The following is a 19,370-nucleotide window of genomic DNA, read 5'->3' as shown; positions in this document are numbered from 1 at the left end:
GATTCAACGATTCAACGATTCAACGATTCAACGATTAAACCCATTAAACGATTAAACCCATTAAACGATTAAACAATTCAACGATTAAACCATCAACCATAAAAAAATGTATCTCAACTGCCACTCCTTCCACTCCTTGCGTTACGGCACCATTCCCCTTGAGGAACTCATTGGGCAGGCAGTCACCTGTGGAGTTAAGGCAATGGCGCTTACCGATATCAATACCGTAACAGGAATCTATGATTTTATAAAAGGATGTGAGGCTGTGGGCATTAAACCCATTATAGGAATTGAGTTTCGTTGTCAACACCAATTACGGTATATCGGTCTGGCAAAGAATGCCAATGGTTTAGCAGAGATGAACCGTTTTTTAACAACCCACAATTTCAGCGGAGAGCCTTTGCCTATTATTGCTCCTAAGTTCAATGATGTATCCATAGTGTATTCCTTGGAACACGCTCCGCCAACCCTTCAGGAAAATGAATATATCGGAATTCGTCCGGAAGAGCTCCCAAAGCTTTTTCTGTCGGAATGGAAAAATAAAATTTCGAAAATGGTCATCTTCCAACCTGTGACCTTTAGAACCAAAAGAGAATTCAACCTGCATAAGATTTTGCGGGCCATTGATACCAACAAGATTCTATCCAAACTTACTGAATCGGATTATTGCAAGACATCTGAAGTAATGCTGCCCTTGGAATCCCTTTTGCTGGCTTACGAGGAATATCCCGAAATCATTTCCAATACTCAAAAAGTAATGGAGGCTTGCAATTTCAAATTTGAGTTCAATACCCCCAGAAATAAAAAGTTTTACACCACCAATCAGCAAAGTGACTTAGCCCTATTAACCACCTTGGCCTATCAAGGACTTTTATGGCGCTACGGCAAAGAAAACATTTTAGCAAAAGCAAGAGTTGAAAAGGAACTTAAAGTGATTGACCAATTGCAGTTCAGTGGTTATTTTTTAATCACTTGGGATATTATTCGCTACAGCAACAGTCGTGGATTCATGCACATTGGTCGCGGTAGTGGTGCCAATAGCATCGTTGCCTACTGCTTGGGGATTACTGATATCTGTCCACTGGAACTTGATTTGTATTTTGAGCGTTTCCTAAACGAAAATCGTAAGAGCCCACCCGATTTCGACATCGATTGGAGTTGGAAAGAACGCGATGTAATTTTAGAATACATCTTTAACCGTTACGGAGCCGATAATGTTGCCTTCTGTGGTACCAATGTGGAGTTTAAATACCGCTCCATCTTTCGCGAGGTAGGCAAAGTCTTTGGATTACCTAAAGAAGAACTCGACAGACTCGCCAAGAACCCCATGAAATTGCACGACAGTAACAGTATCGTGAAACTGGTGCAGGAATATGGCATGTTGCTCGAGAGATACCCGAATCAGCGCAGTATGCATTCCTGTGGAATTATAATCTCCGAAGAACCCATTACCAATTACACACCACTGGAAATGCCTCCTAAGGGATTCCCAATTGTGCTTTTTGACATGCACATTGCCGAAGACATCGGCTTCGAAAAATTTGACATCCTGAGTCAACGCGGTATTGGGCATATTGATGACAGCGTGAAACTCATTGAAAAGAACAGGGGAATCCGAGTGAATATTCGAGATACTACCCTCTCTAAAGACGAAGCTTTAGCCAATGTTTATTTAGCACAGGGTAAAACCATAGGATGCTTTTATATTGAAAGTCCCGCCATGCGTGGATTACTGCGACGCCTGAAATGTGATAATTATAAAACACTGGTGGCGGCCTCATCCATTATTCGCCCGGGTGTGGCACAGTCGGGCATGATGAAAGAGTATATCTTTCGCCACAACCATCCCGACAGGTTCGAATACTTTCACGAAGTATTTAAAGAACAACTTGGGGAAACCTATGGCATTATGGTCTATCAGGAAGATGTCATTAAAATTGCCCTTCACTACGGAGGTCTTCCCGCTGCTGATGGCGATATTCTGCGTCGGGCAATGAGTGGTAAAGGACGCTCCAAAGAGGCACTGCAAAAAGTAAAAGACAATTTCTTTGCCTGCTGTGCACAAAAAGGACATCCATTGGCTCTTAGTCAAGAAATATACAGACAGATTGAATCCTTTGCGGGTTACTCATTCTGTAAGGCGCATTCTGCTTCCTATGCAGTGGAAAGTTATCAAAGTTTATATCTTAAGGTATATTACCCAATTGAGTTTATGGTGGCCGTAATCAACAATCAAGGGGGATTTTACAGAACCGAAGTCTATGTGCATGAAGCGCGTATGGCTGGAGCCACCATCCATAATCCTTGTGTAAATAAAAGCGAATACGAAACCACGCTCTATGGCACTGATGTATATTTGGGTTTTATGCACCTGCAGAGTTTGGAATCCAAGATGGCTTATTTCATAGTCTCGGATCGTAACAGAAATGGTGATTTCCTTTCTCTTGAAGATTTCATCAACCGAATCCCAATGGGAATTGAAGGCATTAAAATTCTTATTTTCATTGGAGCATTTCGCTTTACCGGTAAATCCAAAAATCAATTGCTGGTCATCTCCAGTTTACTCTTAAACAATTTTAAACCCGAAAACAGAAACTTACTGTTGATACAGGAACCAGTTAAGGAATACAAACTCCCAACTTTGGAGCGTTCCTTGTTTGAAGACGCTTTTGACGAAATTGAACTGTTGAGTTTCCCCGTTTCCTGCACCCCCTTTGATCTCTTGCAGACCAAGAACCGTGGCGACATAATGGCAAAAGATCTTCTTTCTTGCCATAAAAGACAAGTACGAATGCTGGCCTATCTTATTTCAAGAAAACAAGTACCTACCAAAAGAGGAACTATGTATTTTGGAACTTGGATTGACCATGAGGGTTCCTATTTTGATACAGCACACTTTCCTGACAGTCTAAGTCAATATCCTTTTTTGGGAGGTGGCTGTTATCTTCTCCTGGGCACAGTAGAAGTCGATTTTCATTTTCCCACCATTACTGTAACCAAAATGGCCAAAATGCCTTTCATCCCCGACCCTCGCTATATGGATTCCAAAGACCAGTTTAAAACACAAAATCAAATCAAGGAAGATGTCAGTAGTACCCATCGTGCACCTTATCCGCAGGAACACGAAATTAATATCCCCAGACATAGAATGATTTCTTAATGTAATTTTATTAACTAAACTCTGCCTTTTTTCTAATTTTACTAACCTTTTTTATTTAAACAATACCAAAATGGCAAACTCCAACACTACTCTAATGCGCTTTTTAGACGTACAAAACAAAATGTATCTCACCGCCTTTTCTGAAATTGAACAACAAAATAATTGACTTACAATAATAAGGTCAAAAAAAATAAAAAGATTACAAAAAAATAATATAAACATCTATAAAACAACAATGTAAAAAATTTCAACCCTATCAAATATCTAAAAAAATATTTAGCACTCTTGGTGAGCCTTAAGGCCTCCGAATATTTACTTTCTGTCAATTTTAGGTAATGACAAAAATTAGAAAAATAATAAAACAATTTTCAAATTAAAAAAGACCTCCAGAATCAAAAGACTTTGGAGGTTTTTAATTTATTATTAGTCAAAAAGGTTTCAAACGTCACCCCATTTTGGTTTTTCACACCAGCGGATGCGCATTTGTTTGTGAATTAATGATACAGATATTTCTATTTATTCAATATTAACAATAAGTGTTTAGCCCTTCTAAATAGAAACAGGATGAATATGCAGACAAATAGTATCTTAACTTTCTCTCTACTTTTTGTTTGTACATCCAATAATTTATATTAAACAAAACCATTTTTTAACATCTTCCTTAATAGTCTCATCTGCGGACTCATTTTCAAACTCATTACTGACATGATTATACCGATAACCTCTTTCCCATTTGTTTTTATTGCGAACAATTTCACTTATTGCATTGCAAATAAATAACAGCTCTTGATTTGTCAATGTGGGATGCAGAGACAAACGTACCCAACCAGGTTTATTACTCAGATTTTCACATTGAATTCCATTTGTAATCTCTTTAGATTCTAACTCGTCAATCCCAAGTAAATGATGGGCATAAGTACTTGCACATGACCATCCACCCCGAACTTGAATCCCAAAACGATCATTTAAAAGACGAACAATTAAATTATAATGGATATTTTCAATTGTAAAGGAAACACAACCAATTCTATCGGCCAATATGTCTCCTAAAATGGTTAATCTTGGTATTTTATTCAACTTAGAATAACAAAGTGTCAACAATTCAGCTTCTCTGTTTTTCATGTTTTCAATCCCCATTTGAGCTTTGAGTTCAAAACATAAGGCTGCTCTTATCACTTGCAAAAAACCGGGTGTTCCACCATCCTCTCTTACTTCTACATTATCATTGTATTTATACCCTCCCCATGGATTCGTCCATTTTACATTTCCACCCCCAGGATTGTCAGGAAAACTGGCTTTGTATAGATTTTCATTAAAAACCAAAACCCCACACGTTCCGGGCCCACCTAAAAATTTATGTGGTGAAAAGAAAATAGCGTCCAATTCTTCCTCACCATCTTCAGGATGCATATCAATTTCTACATAAGGAGCTGATGCAGCAAAATCTACAAAGCAAAATCCGCCATGTTGATGCATAATTTTGGCCAATTCATGATAAGGTGTAATAATTCCTGTAACATTGGAACAGGCCGTAAAAGAACCAATTTTCACAGTTCTACTGGCATATTTTTTTAGCGTTTCAGTTAATATCTTGGGATCAACCATATTGTTTTCATCTGCAGGTAAAATCACCACATCAGCTATCGTTTCATGCCAAGAAACTTGATTTGAATGATGTTCCATATGCGTAATAAAAACCACTGGTCTGTCATCGTCATAGAGTAGTTTCACATTATAGATATTATCAACTGAACGCAAACCCATTATACGCTGTAACTTCGACAAAACGCCTGTCATTCCAGTCCCTGCTGTAACTAAAACATCAGATTCGTTTGCATTTACATGCTTTTTAATCAATTGCCTTGCATGCTGGTAGGCATAAGTTGAAGTTTTACCTGTCTCACTCGAAAAAGAATGAGTATTGGCAATCATAGGTGCTACTTCATGGCGCATAATATCTTCAATGGCAGCATACAATCTTCCGCTGGCAATCCAATCGGCATATATCATTTTTTGCTTTCCATACTTCGACTCAAAAGTATGGTCAATGCCTATAATATTTTCTCTAAATTTCGAAAAATATTGTTCCAATCCAGCCGAGACAGTTTCCTTAATAATTGTGTTCATTATTTTCATCTTTTAAAAAAACTTATCTTTTGAAATTTTTTATTCCTAGCTTAAGCCAATTGTAATAATTCTCTACATCAGGATTATATGCCGAAGGTTCAGTTAAATTTGCACTGTTATGATCTACAATTACATAAAATGGCTGTGCATTGGCTTTATAGGTTTTAATTTGTAAATCGCTCCATTTGTTTCCAATCGTTTTGATTTTTTTGCCGGTAGTTTCTGAAACATATTGCTCATTTTCTGCCAATTCTTTTTTATCATCTACATAAAGAGAAATTAAAACCACATCGCTTTTTAAAACCCCTAAGACTTTTGGATCAGACCAAACAAGTTCTTCCATTTTTCTGCAGTTCACGCATGCATAACCCGTAAAATCCAATAAAACTGGCTTTCCTGCCTTTTTTGCAAACTCCATTCCTTTATCATAGTCATGAAAAGTAATGATATCTTGCGGACCAAATTCTGCACCTTCCGGTAAAGGAGATTTTACTTCACCTAAACTTTTAGAAGATCCAAATCCATCAGGCGATTCACTGTAATGCATTGGTGGTGGAAATCCACTAATTAATTTTAAAGGCGCTCCCCAAAGTCCTGGAATTAAATAAATCGTAAAACTCAAAACCAGCAAACCAAAACTCAATCTCCCAACAGAAATATGATTTAACGGAGAATCATGTGGCAATGTAATTTTTCCAAATAAATAAAAAGCTAAAGTTCCAAAAACAGCAATCCAGATTGTTAAAAACACTTCTCTTTCTAACCAATGCAATTGCAAAACCAAATCGGCATTAGATAAAAACTTAAACGCCAAAGCCAACTCTAAAAATCCAAGAACCACTTTTACAGTGTTTAACCATCCACCAGATTTTGGCAATGCATTTAACCATCCCGGAAAAGCCGCAAACAATGAAAACGGTAAAGCAATAGCCGTTGAAAATCCTAACATCCCCACAATTGGAGCGATTCCTCCTTTTGAAGCAGCTTCTACCAATAAGGTTCCCACAATTGGTCCTGTACAAGAAAATGATACAATGGCTAAAGCCAAAGCCATAAAGAAAATCCCAATCAGCCCTCCTCTATCGGCTTGTGAATCGACTTTGTTTGCAAGAGAATTAGGTAACATAATTTCGAAAGCTCCCAAAAAAGAACAGGCAAAAACTACCAATAGGATAAAGAAAATTATATTGAACCAAACATTGGTTGAAAGTGCATTTAGCGAATCAGCACCAAAAACAGCCGTTACAATGGAACCCAATAAAACATAAATAAGAATAATTGAGAATCCGTAAATGAAAGCATTTCTCATTCCCGCCGCTTTAGTTTTACTTTGCTTGGTAAAAAAGCTTACCGTCATTGGAATCATTGGAAAAACACAAGGCGTTAGCAAAGCAGCAAAGCCAGATAAAAAAGCAATAATAAAAATGCTTATCAATCCTCTTGATGAAGATTTTGAGCTCGAATCTTTAACCACCGCTTTAGTTGTCTCGTCTTTTGCAACTGTTGTTTTTCTGTCTGTAATTGTTGTATTATTTGCTGCAACCGCTGTCTCAACAATGGCTGTTTTTTTGGAATTCAAAAACTTAAATGATAATTCTTCTGAAGACGGTGGTAGACAATTGCTGTCATCGCATACCATATATTCAACTTCTGCTCCAATATTGGTAATTTCATTAGTAGCGAATTTTACTTTTTGAGTAAAAAGTGCTTTACCTTCAAAATATTTAATTTTCATGTTGAATATTTTATCCATCACTTCATGTCCTTTTTCTTCGGTAGTTTTACCAACCAATTCAAAGTTTTTCTGTGGATTCTTAAAGGTAAAAGCTGTTGGCGACGGGCCACCCTCTTCGATATACTGTCCATACAAATGCCAGCCTGATTGTATCTCGGCTTCCGCTTTTAGAACATATTCTTTTTCCGATACTTTTTCTACAGTTGTAGTCCATTTTACTGGATTATACATTTGCCCAAACATGTTTCCGCTAAGAAGAAACACTAAGGCGATTATGATATTTCTCATTTTTTTGATTTGATTTTAAAAAAAAGAGCTGTTGGCAAACAGCTCTTTTAGGCCTTTCATGAAATAATAACTAATTCAATTCTAAAATAAAATAATGAAAGACAAACTATTAATATTTTATTTATTGCAACGGATTGCCATCTTTGTCAAGTGAACCCGATTTGATGATAATCATTTTATCTAACTGGATGTATTTTTTGATCGCTTCGTTTACCTGTTTCAAAGTCACTTTTTCAATATCTTTCGGATATTGTTCTATATAGCTAGGCTCTAACCCTCTTTCAACAAAGCTCAAAATTGTTCTTGTCATTCCGTTTGTGGTTGCCATTCCAACTTTAAAACTTCCAATTAAATTGGCTTTCTTGTTTTCTAATTCTCCCTGAGTGATTCCGTCGTTTACCCATTTTTGAACCTGAACCATTGTCGCATCAAAACCTTTTTGAAATAATGTCGGGTTGAATGAAGCGTTTACCAACCAGTAACCACCTGTATTGATATTTCCTCCCATTCCTGACGAAATATTGTAGGTCAATCCATCATTATCACGAACCGTTTGCATCAAACGACCGGCAAATCCAGCCCCTAAAGTATAATTACCAATATAAAACGGAATATAATCAGCATCGGCTCTTTTCAATCCTGTATATTGTCCAATGAATAATTCGGCACTTGGTTTTTCAGCAATAGTCACAACTTCTGTTTTTGAAGCAGCTTTTACCGCTTCTTGAAACTTCATATTTTCGATGACTCCTCCGTTCCAATTTTTGAATGATTTTTTTAAAGAAGCATTCAAATTAGCACCTTCAGTATCGCCAACAATTACTAAATGCATCGAAACTGGTCCGTAATATTTTTTATGAAAAGCTTTTACCTCATCCAAAGTCGCACTTTTAATACTGGCCAAATCTTCTTCAACACTAGAATCGCAATTGGGATTTCCCTTCGGATAAATCGCCTGCGACAAAGCAATTTCTCCTCTTTCGCCTGGATCATTTAAACTTTGCTGTGTGTTTCCTATATATTGTTGTTTCAGGTTTTCAAATTCTTTTGCATCAAATAAAGGATTTCTCAATTCTTCTCCCAATAAAGAAATTACCTGATCTAAATCTTTTTTCAGACATTTGAAACCAATATTAATTTTAGTGGTAGAAGCATTAATATTAATATTTACACCTAATTTTTGAAGTTTTTCAGAAAACTTAAATTTATCGTTTAACGTTGTTCCTTTAGACAACATTGATGCTGTTAAGGAAGGAACCATCAGGTTTTTATTCTCATTTGCATAGTTTCCTAAAGAAATACTGGCAGCAACAGTTACAAAATCTTTAGCCGAAGTTTTTACCGAAACCACATCAATTCCTGCAACTTTTTCTCTTTTATAATAGGAAGCCATTTTTTCGATTCTACTTTCATCTACAACAATTTCTTCAGCGGTATTTCTTTGCTCGGATGAAAGAGCTACAGCTGGTTCTTCTGGATGATTATGATTTGGATTTCTATAATAAAACGGTCCATTTTCAGTGGTGAAATTATTGGCTTTTGCCTGATCCTTTCCTTCATTTGAACCCGATTGCTTCGGAATAAAATAGCCTGTTGTGCTTTGATCTTCAACTAAATATTTCAGAGCCACACGTAAAACATCAGCGGGCGTTACTTTCTTCAATCGATCAACTCCGGTAATATAGTCGGTCCAATCGCCGGCTGCAATGGCCTCGGTCAATTCAGAAGCTATTACGCTAGAACCGTCACGAGCTAAAATAGTTTGTGCACTAATTTTTGCCACCACACGATTTACTTCGTCCTGTGTTACGCCTTCTTTCTTAATTTTAGCAACAACTTCGTTTATTTTAGCTTCGATATCTTCATGTTTTGAAGTAGTTGGAAAACCTACTCCAATGTTAAAAAGCCCTACTTCTTTGAAATTAGTGGCACTTGCACTAGCATAAATCCCCATTCGGCTGTCTACAAAAGTTTTGTTTAAAATTGCTGAAGGACCCGAACCAATAATTTCAGCCAGAATATTCAAAGCCGGCAAATCTTCATGTAATGCTCCCGGAATTTTATAGGCTTTGCTTACAACACCAAGTTCTCCCGGTTTTTCAATAACAATTTTGCGTGGTCCGTATTGTTGTGGCTCTTCCGTATAAGGCTGAGGCATTACTTTTGGTGCTTTTGTGATTTTTCCGAAATACGTTTCTATTAATTCAAAAACATTTTCTTTTTTAAAATCTCCAATAATGGTTAAAGTGGCATTATCCGGCCAATAGTAGGTGTTATAGAAATTACGCAAAACTTCAATTGGCGCTTTTTCAATATCTGATTTCCATCCAATGGTTGAATGATGATACGGATGTGCAATATAAGCTGCCGCCCAGATTTCTTTGTCTAACAAAGTATTTGGGTCATTTTCATCACGCTCAAATTCATTGCGAACCACCGTCATTTCAGCCTCTTTATCCTCTTTTAACAATAAGGAATTACGCATTCTATCCGCTTCAATTTGTAACGCCAATGCAATTTTATCACTTGGCAGGGTTTCAAAATAATTCGTACGGTCGTTCCATGTTGTAGCATTTAACTGAGCACCTGTATTTTGAAGAACATCAGTTATAGTATTACCGTTTTTTTTATTAAACGTAGGAGTTCCTTTGAACATTAAATGCTCTAAAAGGTGTGTTGATCCAGTGTTTCCTAAAACCTCATTTTTAGAACCTACGCGATATACGATTTGTACGGTAGCAACCGGTGATGCGTTATCCTGCAAAAGCAAAACATTCATTCCGTTGGGCTGGTACAAATACTCTTCTATACCACCTAACTCTTTGATTTTTTTAAAGTTAACTGGTTTTTCCTGCGCTGAAATTAGGGTACAGAAAGCCAATGAGCAATAGCCCAGAAAGATATATTTTTTCATTTTTTGTGATTGAGAAGTTTATGAATAAGACTATAAAACGATTATCATTTCAACAATCGTTTTTATAGTTTATGTAAAGAAGGATATTATGATTTACTGAAAATTTCTTTCAATTTTATTTGGAGTGCTTCTTCTCTAAGATTCTTGGCTACAATTTTTCCGTCAGGACCAATTAAATAATTTGTTGGAACTAATTTTACTCCATATAAAACAGCTGCTTCATTTTTCCAGCCTTTTAAGTCTGAAACGTGCGTCCAGCTTAGACCGTCTTTTTCAATAGCTTTTTCCCAAAGATTCTTTTTATCATCTAAAGAAACTCCCAAAACTTCAAATCCTTTATCATGGTATGTTTTATAAGCCAAAACTACATTTGGATTTTCTTTTCGACATGGACCGCACCAGCTTGCCCAAAAGTCAACCAACACGTATTTTCCTTTATAATCAGATAAGTTAACGACTTTTCCGTTTACGTCAGCTTGGGAAAATTTTGGAGCAACAACACCTACGGCGGTTTTATCATTAAGAATGATACCTTCTTTTATTTTTTTACCAAAATAAGAATTTTGTATCTCCGGAGTTAAAACAGCAAAATATTCCTTTACCTGTTCAGGAGTTCCATAAGTTACTAAACGATCATCTAAAACCAATGCACCGGCAACTTTATCTTTATGCGATTTGATAAATTTAAAAGTAAGATCGTCTGCAAGATTTTGTAAATCATTCCAACGCTTATCCATCATTATTTTTTGTTCAGGAGTTAATTCTACTTTTCCATTTTGGGTTAATGAATCTGATAATTTATATAAAGGACCTGCTATTTCTGAAATCTTTTTAAATTCATTTTTAGAATATCCTGAATAAATAGAATCCTGAGTGGCACCAGATATTTTAGCCATGTAAATTGTATCCTTATTAGCCTTAAAACTAATTGTCTCGTTAGAAAGAATAAAAGATCGTCCGTATTCTTGACCTTTTAGTTTTATGCTATAGCGAAGCGGTTCCTCTACTTTTCCTGCAAAGGTAAATTTGCCATCTACTATTTTAGCAGAATCTTTAACTACAGGCTGATCACCATCAAGAAATTCCAGATAAATCATTCCGTCTTTTTGTCCCGGAATGTTTCCGTTAATAGTATATCCTTCCTCCTTTTTAGAGCAAGAAACGATTGTGCTTATTAGCGCTAAAGCCAATAAACCTGATTTTAAAACTTTACTTTTCATGTTTGATATTTTTTTTAGTTTAATAAGTCAAATTATGACTTTAAGAGTTCTTTTAATTTTTCGTCCAAAGCCGGACCACGCAAATCATCTGATATAATAGTACCTTTACTGTCTACTAAAAATGTAGCCGGAATTGTTTTTACGTTAAATGCTTTACTTACTTTATCATCATCGAATAAATTGGGCCATTGCATGTTTTCTTGTCCCAATGCCTTAAGCCATAATTTTTGGTCTTTGTCTATAGAAATGCTTAATACTTGAAACCCTTTTTCGGAGTAATTGGCGTATGCAGTTTTCAAATTCGGAATTTCTTTACGGCATGGTGCACACCAGGAAGCCCAAAAATCAATCAAAACATACTTTTTTCCTGCAGTAATTTCTTTGATGCTAAGTGGTTTACCGTCTTTATCGTTTAGTTTGAAATTGGCAATACTGCTCCCAATTAAAGATTTAGGATTTAACTCTTTATCAACTTGCTGTCCGTAGTAACTTTTTTTAGCAACTTCTGAAAATTGCTCATAAAGTGGTTTCTGATCCGGGGTTAAATAACTAAACTGTGTCATCATTAAAAGAGGTCCCCACCATGTTGCTTTATGTTTCAAAATAACGCTTTCGATAGAACTTTCTACTTTTGCGAAAAATGCTTTTTCGTTTGCTTCAAAAGTTTTCCATTCTACCGTATTGGTAATAGAATCCATTTGTTTTTTATTGCCCTCTGTCCTTGCCTTTGAGTATAGTTTACCTAACTCCTCAGTACCTACATGGTATGCTGCATAGTCTTTCTCTAATTCAGATTTATAAGCTGTTTCCTTAGTATAATAATCATGGGATTTAGATCCTGTAACTACTTCATCTTTAAAAGAAATCCATTCATCATCACTTGAGATAGTTGCCGCAGCAGCCAATTTTACTTTTGAATTTTCAAGTAAAACAGGAATAGAACCTTTATCTTTTCCAAACGTTACATAAAACAAACGAGGCTCTTTTAATTTCCCTATAAAAGTAAATTTACCATCCTTAATTGTTGTTTCTGCAACAGCAGTTTCACTTGAATATGTAGCTCCCGGAACTAATTTCACCTCCATTCCATCTTGAATACCTTTGATGTTTCCTTCAAGTGTATACGATGTCGGTGTTACTTTTTTAGCTTGTGCTTGACTGCTGTATGAAACCATAAACAAACAGATACACAATGCTACTATTTTATATTTAATTGCATTCATTTTTAATTGATATTTTTAGAAAAAGCTTCCCTTTCAGAATTCCTAATCAGGAAGCTTTAAAATTTTTATTTTGATACGTTTTGAGTTATAGTTCCGTTTCCTGGGTTTTTTGTAGCACCTTGAGGAAAAGGCATTGTCCACATATGAGAATCTGATGACAAAGTGTAAGTTGTTCCTGCATCTACTTTTGAGAAACTCACTTTGTAAACACCCTCGGCATTTAAGCGACGTGCATCTGCAAAAGGAATAAGAGTCAAAATGAGCTCGTTATTTTTAGTTTTAAAAATAGCATTCAAAGCGGTTGTTTTATCTGCGGTTGCTATATCCTGATAAAAATCTGCCAGAATACGAGTTTTTCGAACAGTGTTTAAAACCTTTAGGGCTTCATTGATTTGGTTATTACGAGCAAGACATTCGGCTTTAATAAGATAAACTTCCACAGCTGTAATACCACCATAATTGAAAGCACCCGACAACGTTGTTCTGTAATACGTATCAGCTCCCACTGTTCTGATTTTCCAACGAGACAAGAAACGAGCATCTCCTTCTTCAAAACGTTGAGCACGTTCTACCGGAATATTACTCTCCCTAGATAAATAAGTTACAGATCCATGACGAAAACTATAATTTTCAACATAATCATATCCCATAGGAGATGGTGTAGTTGTATAGGAATTTGGAACTTCAATGATATCTTTATTCTCGTTATAATAAGCAGTCCAATCATACAGTGAATTATTCTCAGATAAAGCCAAATCTGCATATTTTAAAGCTTCTGTATAATTATTCATTTGTAAATAAACGCGCGAATAAAATGCATAACCGGCACCTAAATTTGGATGCAATGGTGTTTGAGAAACTTTTGGCAAATAAGGCAATGCCTCTTTTACATCTGTCAAAATAAAATCATACAATTCCTGAATACTCACTTGTTTGCTTGGCGCATTAATATCAGCACTTGTAATCAACGGAACAGATAATTTAGTTGCTGCACTTGAAGCCTCATAAGTATCGGCATAAAAATTAACCAAATTATAATAAGACATTGCACGCAGGATTTTTGCCTCTGCCCAAACCACTCTTTTTTCCCCTTCCGTAGCTTCAGTGGTTGTCAGTGCATTTTCAATAATTAAATTGAAAGTTGATATACCGGCATACTGTCCATAATAAGTGCTTTCATCTGCTCGGTTCAATTCAATGCGATCTGCAGTTTCGTCCCACATATAATTAGCATTTGTTAGTTGGTCGAATGATAATGTCGCAATGGTTACGAATTTGTCATTTAATAAGTTTTGAGCCTGGGCCACATTTACGGACTGGTTTGTATATTCATCACGTAAAAAAGCCTCAAAATCTGCTAATGTAGTTGGTACTTTAGATCCTTTTGGTGCATCATCTAAATAATTATCACAAGAGGTAAAAGTAATGCCCAATACTAATGTGCATAAAATGCTATAATATATATTTTTCATCGTACAGTCTTTTTAAATTAGAAATTAACATTTACACCAAAAACTAAACTTGGAGATTGGTAACCATTTAAAAGATATTTAGCATCTCTGCTTTTGGCCACAGTAAAAACATTTTCTGCATTTAAGTTGAAGCGTACATCTTGTAATTTTATTCTTTTAATAAAATCCTTTGGCATTTGATACGAAAGCGAAACATTGCTTAACCTTGCATTTGAAGCATCAATAATATTGATATCTGCATAAGAATAAATACTTTGAGAATCAGAACTAAATTCGGGATCATATTCATATACCACTCTTGGTATATTTGTAAATGCCTCGTCTCCCGGTTGTTTCCAACTATTTTCAATATTTTTATTCACTACACCTATATCCGTTACGTAACTCCCGAATGCTGCAGAATAATTATTATTTAGCATTGGTAAAAATGTATTTCTCATTTTATGACCCAATTCATAAATAAAAAGTGCTGAAAGCGAAAAGTTTTTATACGCTACAGAGGTATGAAATGAACCACTATGAGTAGGAACTGTTGAACCGTAATCCTGTATCGCTTCTAAATCACCAGGATTGTACGTCACTGCAGTTCCCGATGCATCATAGACCTGAGGCAAACCTGTACTGCTTAAACCAGCCCATTTGTAACCATAAATTGAGTTAAAATTTTTACCAATTCTTGGAAACGCTGACGGGTAATCTAACTGTAAGAAATACACAGGAGCTTCTACATTTACATAAGTAACCTCGTTTTTATTGTAAGCATATAAAACAGAGGCATCCCAAGAGAAAGAAGGTGTTTTGATAATTGTTCCGTTCAAACTCACTTCAAAACCTTTATTGGTCATTGCTCCATTGTTAATACTGTACGTTGAATAACCCCAACCTTCTGTTGGAATGCCAACACTATTGGCCAATAAATCTTCTCCTTTTTTGTTGTAAACATCAAAAGTTCCACCCAACCTACTATTAAACATCGAAAAATCTATACCAATATCAGTCGTTGTCGTTTTTTCCCAGGATAATTCTGGATTCGGTCTTGAGTTTACATAACCCTGTATTCCTCCAACATTCGGATTAGCATAATAATTTGCTGTTAAATACGGTGCTGAATCTTTTGCAACATTTCCTCCGATTCCATAGGAACCACGAAGTTTAAGCATATTTATAAAAGAAGATTTAAAAAATGATTCTCTATCGATATTCCATGCCGCTCCTGTCGACCATGTTGGTTTATTTTGATACTTATTGTCTGTACCCCAAAGATTAGAACGATCCCAACGCAAACTTCCTGTTACAGAATATCTTTTATCATAGGTGTAACCTCCAGTTCCATAAAATGAAACATAACGGTTTACCAATTCACGTTTTGCTGCAAAATCACCTTGGTTCATATAACCTCCAAAAATAGATCCGTAAACTGTCAATAAATCTGCTTGGTTTACAGGAGTAAAAGATAATGTCTGGTCATCGTATCCATAACTAGTGTTATCTCCATATTCTAATTTACTGTGACGTATTTCCATACCTGCAATTGCTGTTACATCGTGTACATCATTAAATATTTTGTCAAAGTTTAACTGCTGACGGAAATTATAGGCATTAGAAAATTGATTGGTTTCTTTCAAAATATCTCCGTAAGGCAAATTATAAACGGCTGTGTTTTCAGGAGAAATTGTCACTAAACTATTTACTTTGTTTCTCACATAAAACGAATCTTTATCTCTTAAATCATTTGTTCGATCTACACCATACTCGTACTGAAACATAGCATTGTACGTAAACGCCGGACTAAATTTTATATTTAATTTTGCAAAAGTTCTGTTTAAAAAATTTTTCCCTTCTGCTACATTTCTTCCCAGCTCGTCCATTGGTGTAATATCCATATTGTAAAGACCATAATCCTGCATAGATTGAAGTGTATAGCTATCGTAACGAGATGCCGCAGTCGAAGTAAAATAACTTCCATCATTATTGACCAACTGATTGTAAGGCTGATATTTAAACTGTGGATCAAGAGCGTTATATAATTGCTGATTACTTTTACCATAATTAATATAAGTTCCCAAATCTAGAGAAAGCCAATTATTTATTTGAGTTGAATTTTTAATATTCAAACCTACTGATTGACTATCAGAGTATTTATCTTCAAACTTATTTCCTTTATAAGTCAAAGAGGCATTAAAACTATTCGATTCAGTTGCTTTACCCAAACTTATGTTATGCTGCACAAAATATTGATCATGCTTTGCATATTTTGCTACATCATTATAATATTTATACCCCTGCGCACCAAGTTCGTTTAAACGATTGCTCATTTCTGATTGCGATATGTTTCCAGCATAACCGTTTAAAAGAGTTTGCATTCCCTGACTTGTAAATGCAGCACTTTGCAATAAAGAATTTGCATAATCACTTGCATCAGCACCTTGCAAATTAGGATTTCCATCTGCCCATCCTTTTTCAAGACCTATGATATCTGCCGAATCTGTTAAATTATCTGTATAGTTTCTATAGGGAGTAACTGTTAAATTGGTTGAAAAAGAGATGTTTGTTGTTCCTGCTTTTGCTTTTTTTGTAGTAATTACAATCACACCATTAGCCGCACGAGCACCGTAAATTGAGGAAGCTGCCGCATCTTTCAATACTGTAATACTTTCTATGTCCTCTAAATTTAAATTAGGTAGATTTTCCTCTAAACTGTAGGTTGAATTAAACTTAGTATTTTCTATCGGAAAACCATCAATTACATACAAAGGTGTTGTCAGGCCATTCATAGAAGTAGTTCCACGAATTTTTCCATTCTGATACCCAACAATACGTCCTTCCAATATTTTATCTAAGCTGCTTAAACGTTGCTCTTTAAATTCTTCTGCTTTTAACATAGAAAACGATCCCGTAGCTTGCTTAGACGAAATGTTTTGATATCCTGTCACTAAAATTTCTCCCAATTCAAGTGTTTCCTCCTTTAGTATAACATTAAGAATACTTTTCCCATCAACTTTTATTTCCCGTCTAACAAAACCAATATAACTAAAGGCTAATGTGGTTTCTGAGCTTGTTGCAATAATTTCATACTCTCCGTTAAAGTCAGTAAGTACGCCTTTGCCTGTACTTTCATCTGAAACTGATGCCCCTGCTAATGGTGCTCCTTTTTCATCGGTAACTTTACCTTTTACAATAAAATCCTGATTTTGCTTTACGGGGGCAGGCTGTATTTCTACTGGTGCAATTTTAGCCGTCAAAACAATATGGGTACCTGTAATTTTAAAATCAGTTCCCGTATTTTTAAAGATCATCTTTAAAATCGTTTCCATCGAAACATCAGTCGCTTTAATGTCAATTTTTCGATCTAAATCAACTGACTTTACATTATAAACAAACCTAAAATCTGTAGTATATTCAATCTTTTCAATAACTTTTGCAACAGTCATTTCATTGGCATAAAAAGAGAGCTTAGACTTTTGTGAATACGTTACGCCCGCATGCATTACAGACAAAGTAGTAAGTAAAAATAATATGGTTAATTTCATTTTCAAATCAAATTTAAAAAAAGGCTTGTCAAACCTGATTGCGTTAAATAGTTTTTTCATACTTTTAAATGTTTTTTATTGTGGTTGGTTAGTTAACTGATCGCATTAATCCTACCGGGAAATGTTAGCGCATTTTCCGGTTTTTTTTTAATTAATAGCGATCCTTTTTCTGGATTTTTGCTACATAGGCATTTACTTTTTTTAGGGTTTATTTTTATTTAATGGTAATTTTATCTTCATTTATCTTATAATCAATCGCATAACTATCGCTGAAATATTTCAAAACCACTTCAATAGGTTCATTATCAAAACGGGCGTTAAAAATTTCTTTCCCTAGGACTTTATTTTTGTTTATAAAAGTCACATTGTAATGACGTTCCAACTTTTTAATAATATCATTAAAAGAGGCATTTTTAAAAACCAAACTTCCTTTTACCCAAGCGGTGTAATAATCTGTATTTACATTTTCAGTAGTGATTTTTTCTTGTCCTCTGGTAGTGGAGCCTTTTAATCCAGGCGTCAAATACACCTGATTTTCAGTCGTTTTTTTATCTTTATAAAGTGACACTTTACCTTCAACTAGCACGACATCTGTTGTCACATCCTCAGTATATGTGTTCACATTAAATTTAGTTCCTAAAACTTCAACATTCACTTCTTGCGTATTTACTGTAAAAGGATGCGCTTTGTCTTTGGCCACTTCAAAATAGGCTTCGCCAATTAAATAAACTTGTCTGCTTTGATTTTTTAAAAAGTGAACAGGATAACGTAATGAAGTTCCTGAATTTAAATGCACAATTGTCCCATCCGATAATTGAACTTCAAAGGTTTTCCCATATGGAATTCTTAATGTGTTATATACCAATTTTCCGTTTGAAAACGCATTCGAATACACTAATCTATTTTTATCCTGTTTCCCGATTACTTTTCCAAACTTATCGGTTACATTTTTTTCATTTGACGGATCAATGGTTTGTACAGATTCATTGTCTAATTGTAAAACAATCTCGTCTTGTCTTGGAACAACAACATTATCTTTAGAATTAAATAAAGTAGAACTGTTATAGAAATAAAAACTTCCTAAAACCATTATCAGAATAGCTGCATATTTATAATACGATGAAAATCTGCTTTTATAAAAAATATTATTTTCCTGTTGAATTCTTTCTGATAACAGTTTTTTCACTTCAGTTGAATCAAAAGAATGCATCGCAGCATCTATGGCATAATTGGTTTTTACAAAATCCCTAAATACAATCTGATTATCTTCTCTTTTGAGCCATTTAGTCAATTCTTCAATTTCTTCCTGACTCGCTTGATTTGTGATAAATTTCACAATCAGCCGTTCTGACTTTTTCATTGTCATTTTCTCTTTTTTATACTATTACGAAACTAAAAAACATAACCCTAACAATTTCATAAAGTTTTTTCGTTTTTTATTTCATAAATTAAAACTTTAAATTAAAATTAGTCCTTAGCAGCCAAATATCTTTCTGCATCAAGGGCAGCCATACAACCAGTACCCGCAGCAGTAATTGCTTGACGATACACATGATCTGCTGCATCACCCGCTACGAATACACCATTTACATTAGTTTTTGAGCTCCCCGGCGTATTTATAATATAACCGGTTTCATCTAAAGTTAAATAATCTTTGAAAATTTCAGTATTAGGTTGGTGTCCAATCGCTACGAAGAAACC

General features: G+C 35.2%; 10 protein-coding genes. 1 reads left to right on the top strand and 9 read right to left on the bottom strand.

Annotated features, from left to right (window positions below; genetic code table 11):
* Nucleotides 1-106: 106 nt before the first annotated feature.
* Nucleotides 107-3,160 (top strand): DNA polymerase III subunit alpha, encoded by a 3,054-nt coding sequence (locus tag AC1DY0_RS17060; protein WP_477189792.1) that lies wholly within the window; start codon nt 107-109, stop codon nt 3,158-3,160.
* 627 nt (nt 3,161-3,787) lie between these two features.
* Here the strand turns inward: AC1DY0_RS17060 and AC1DY0_RS17055 are convergent.
* From AC1DY0_RS17055 to AC1DY0_RS17015, 9 genes are all read right to left on the bottom strand, one after another.
* Nucleotides 3,788-5,287 (bottom strand): aminotransferase class V-fold PLP-dependent enzyme, encoded by a 1,500-nt coding sequence (locus AC1DY0_RS17055; protein WP_477189791.1) that lies wholly within the window; start codon nt 5,285-5,287, stop codon nt 3,788-3,790.
* Between the two features lie 22 nt (nt 5,288-5,309).
* The gene (locus tag AC1DY0_RS17050; protein ID WP_477189790.1) at nt 5,310-7,310 is read right to left on the bottom strand and encodes a protein-disulfide reductase DsbD family protein; all 2,001 of its coding nucleotides are present in this window, start codon (nt 7,308-7,310) and stop codon (nt 5,310-5,312) included.
* 121 nt (nt 7,311-7,431) lie between these two features.
* Nucleotides 7,432-10,224: a M16 family metallopeptidase gene (locus AC1DY0_RS17045; protein ID WP_477189789.1), complete on the bottom strand. Its 2,793-nt coding sequence runs from the start codon at nt 10,222-10,224 to the stop codon at nt 7,432-7,434.
* Nucleotides 10,225-10,310: 86 nt separating this feature from the next.
* Nucleotides 10,311-11,444, bottom strand: a complete 1,134-nt coding sequence (locus AC1DY0_RS17040) for a redoxin domain-containing protein (protein ID WP_477189788.1) — start codon at nt 11,442-11,444, stop codon at nt 10,311-10,313.
* A gap of 32 nt (nt 11,445-11,476) precedes the next feature.
* A complete protein-coding gene (locus AC1DY0_RS17035; protein ID WP_477189787.1) occupies nt 11,477-12,667 on the bottom strand; it encodes a redoxin domain-containing protein in 1,191 nt (396 codons plus the stop codon).
* 65 nt (nt 12,668-12,732) lie between these two features.
* Nucleotides 12,733-14,139, bottom strand: coding sequence for a RagB/SusD family nutrient uptake outer membrane protein (locus tag AC1DY0_RS17030; RefSeq protein ID WP_477189786.1), 1,407 nt, complete (start codon nt 14,137-14,139; stop codon nt 12,733-12,735).
* Nucleotides 14,140-14,156: 17 nt separating this feature from the next.
* On the bottom strand, nt 14,157-17,669 hold the full coding sequence (locus AC1DY0_RS17025) for a SusC/RagA family TonB-linked outer membrane protein (protein ID WP_477189785.1): 3,513 nt from the start codon (nt 17,667-17,669) through the stop codon (nt 14,157-14,159).
* Nucleotides 17,670-17,883: 214 nt separating this feature from the next.
* The gene (locus tag AC1DY0_RS17020) at nt 17,884-19,029 is read right to left on the bottom strand and encodes a FecR family protein (protein ID WP_477189784.1); all 1,146 of its coding nucleotides are present in this window, start codon (nt 19,027-19,029) and stop codon (nt 17,884-17,886) included.
* Between the two features lie 107 nt (nt 19,030-19,136).
* The coding region (locus tag AC1DY0_RS17015) for an FAD-dependent oxidoreductase (RefSeq protein WP_477189783.1) at nt 19,137-19,370 on the bottom strand (234 nt) is incomplete at its 5' end.

It is taken from the genome of Flavobacterium sp. P1_E4, from assembly GCF_056405915.1.
The sequence above is the reverse complement of the archived record's forward strand: the minus strand, read 5'-3'. Positions and strand labels throughout refer to the sequence as shown.

Coding starts and splice junctions, on each gene's coding strand:
- AC1DY0_RS17060 (WP_477189792.1), top strand. CDS start 107: ATGTATCTCAACTGCCACTCCTTCCACTCCTTGCGTTACGGCACCATT.
- AC1DY0_RS17055 (WP_477189791.1), bottom strand. CDS start 5,287: ATGAACACAATTATTAAGGAAACTGTCTCGGCTGGATTGGAACAATAT.
- AC1DY0_RS17050 (WP_477189790.1), bottom strand. CDS start 7,310: ATGAGAAATATCATAATCGCCTTAGTGTTTCTTCTTAGCGGAAACATG.
- AC1DY0_RS17045 (WP_477189789.1), bottom strand. CDS start 10,224: ATGAAAAAATATATCTTTCTGGGCTATTGCTCATTGGCTTTCTGTACC.
- AC1DY0_RS17040 (WP_477189788.1), bottom strand. CDS start 11,444: ATGAAAAGTAAAGTTTTAAAATCAGGTTTATTGGCTTTAGCGCTAATA.
- AC1DY0_RS17035 (WP_477189787.1), bottom strand. CDS start 12,667: ATGAATGCAATTAAATATAAAATAGTAGCATTGTGTATCTGTTTGTTT.
- AC1DY0_RS17030 (WP_477189786.1), bottom strand. CDS start 14,139: ATGAAAAATATATATTATAGCATTTTATGCACATTAGTATTGGGCATT.
- AC1DY0_RS17025 (WP_477189785.1), bottom strand. CDS start 17,669: ATGAAATTAACCATATTATTTTTACTTACTACTTTGTCTGTAATGCAT.
- AC1DY0_RS17020 (WP_477189784.1), bottom strand. CDS start 19,029: ATGAAAAAGTCAGAACGGCTGATTGTGAAATTTATCACAAATCAAGCG.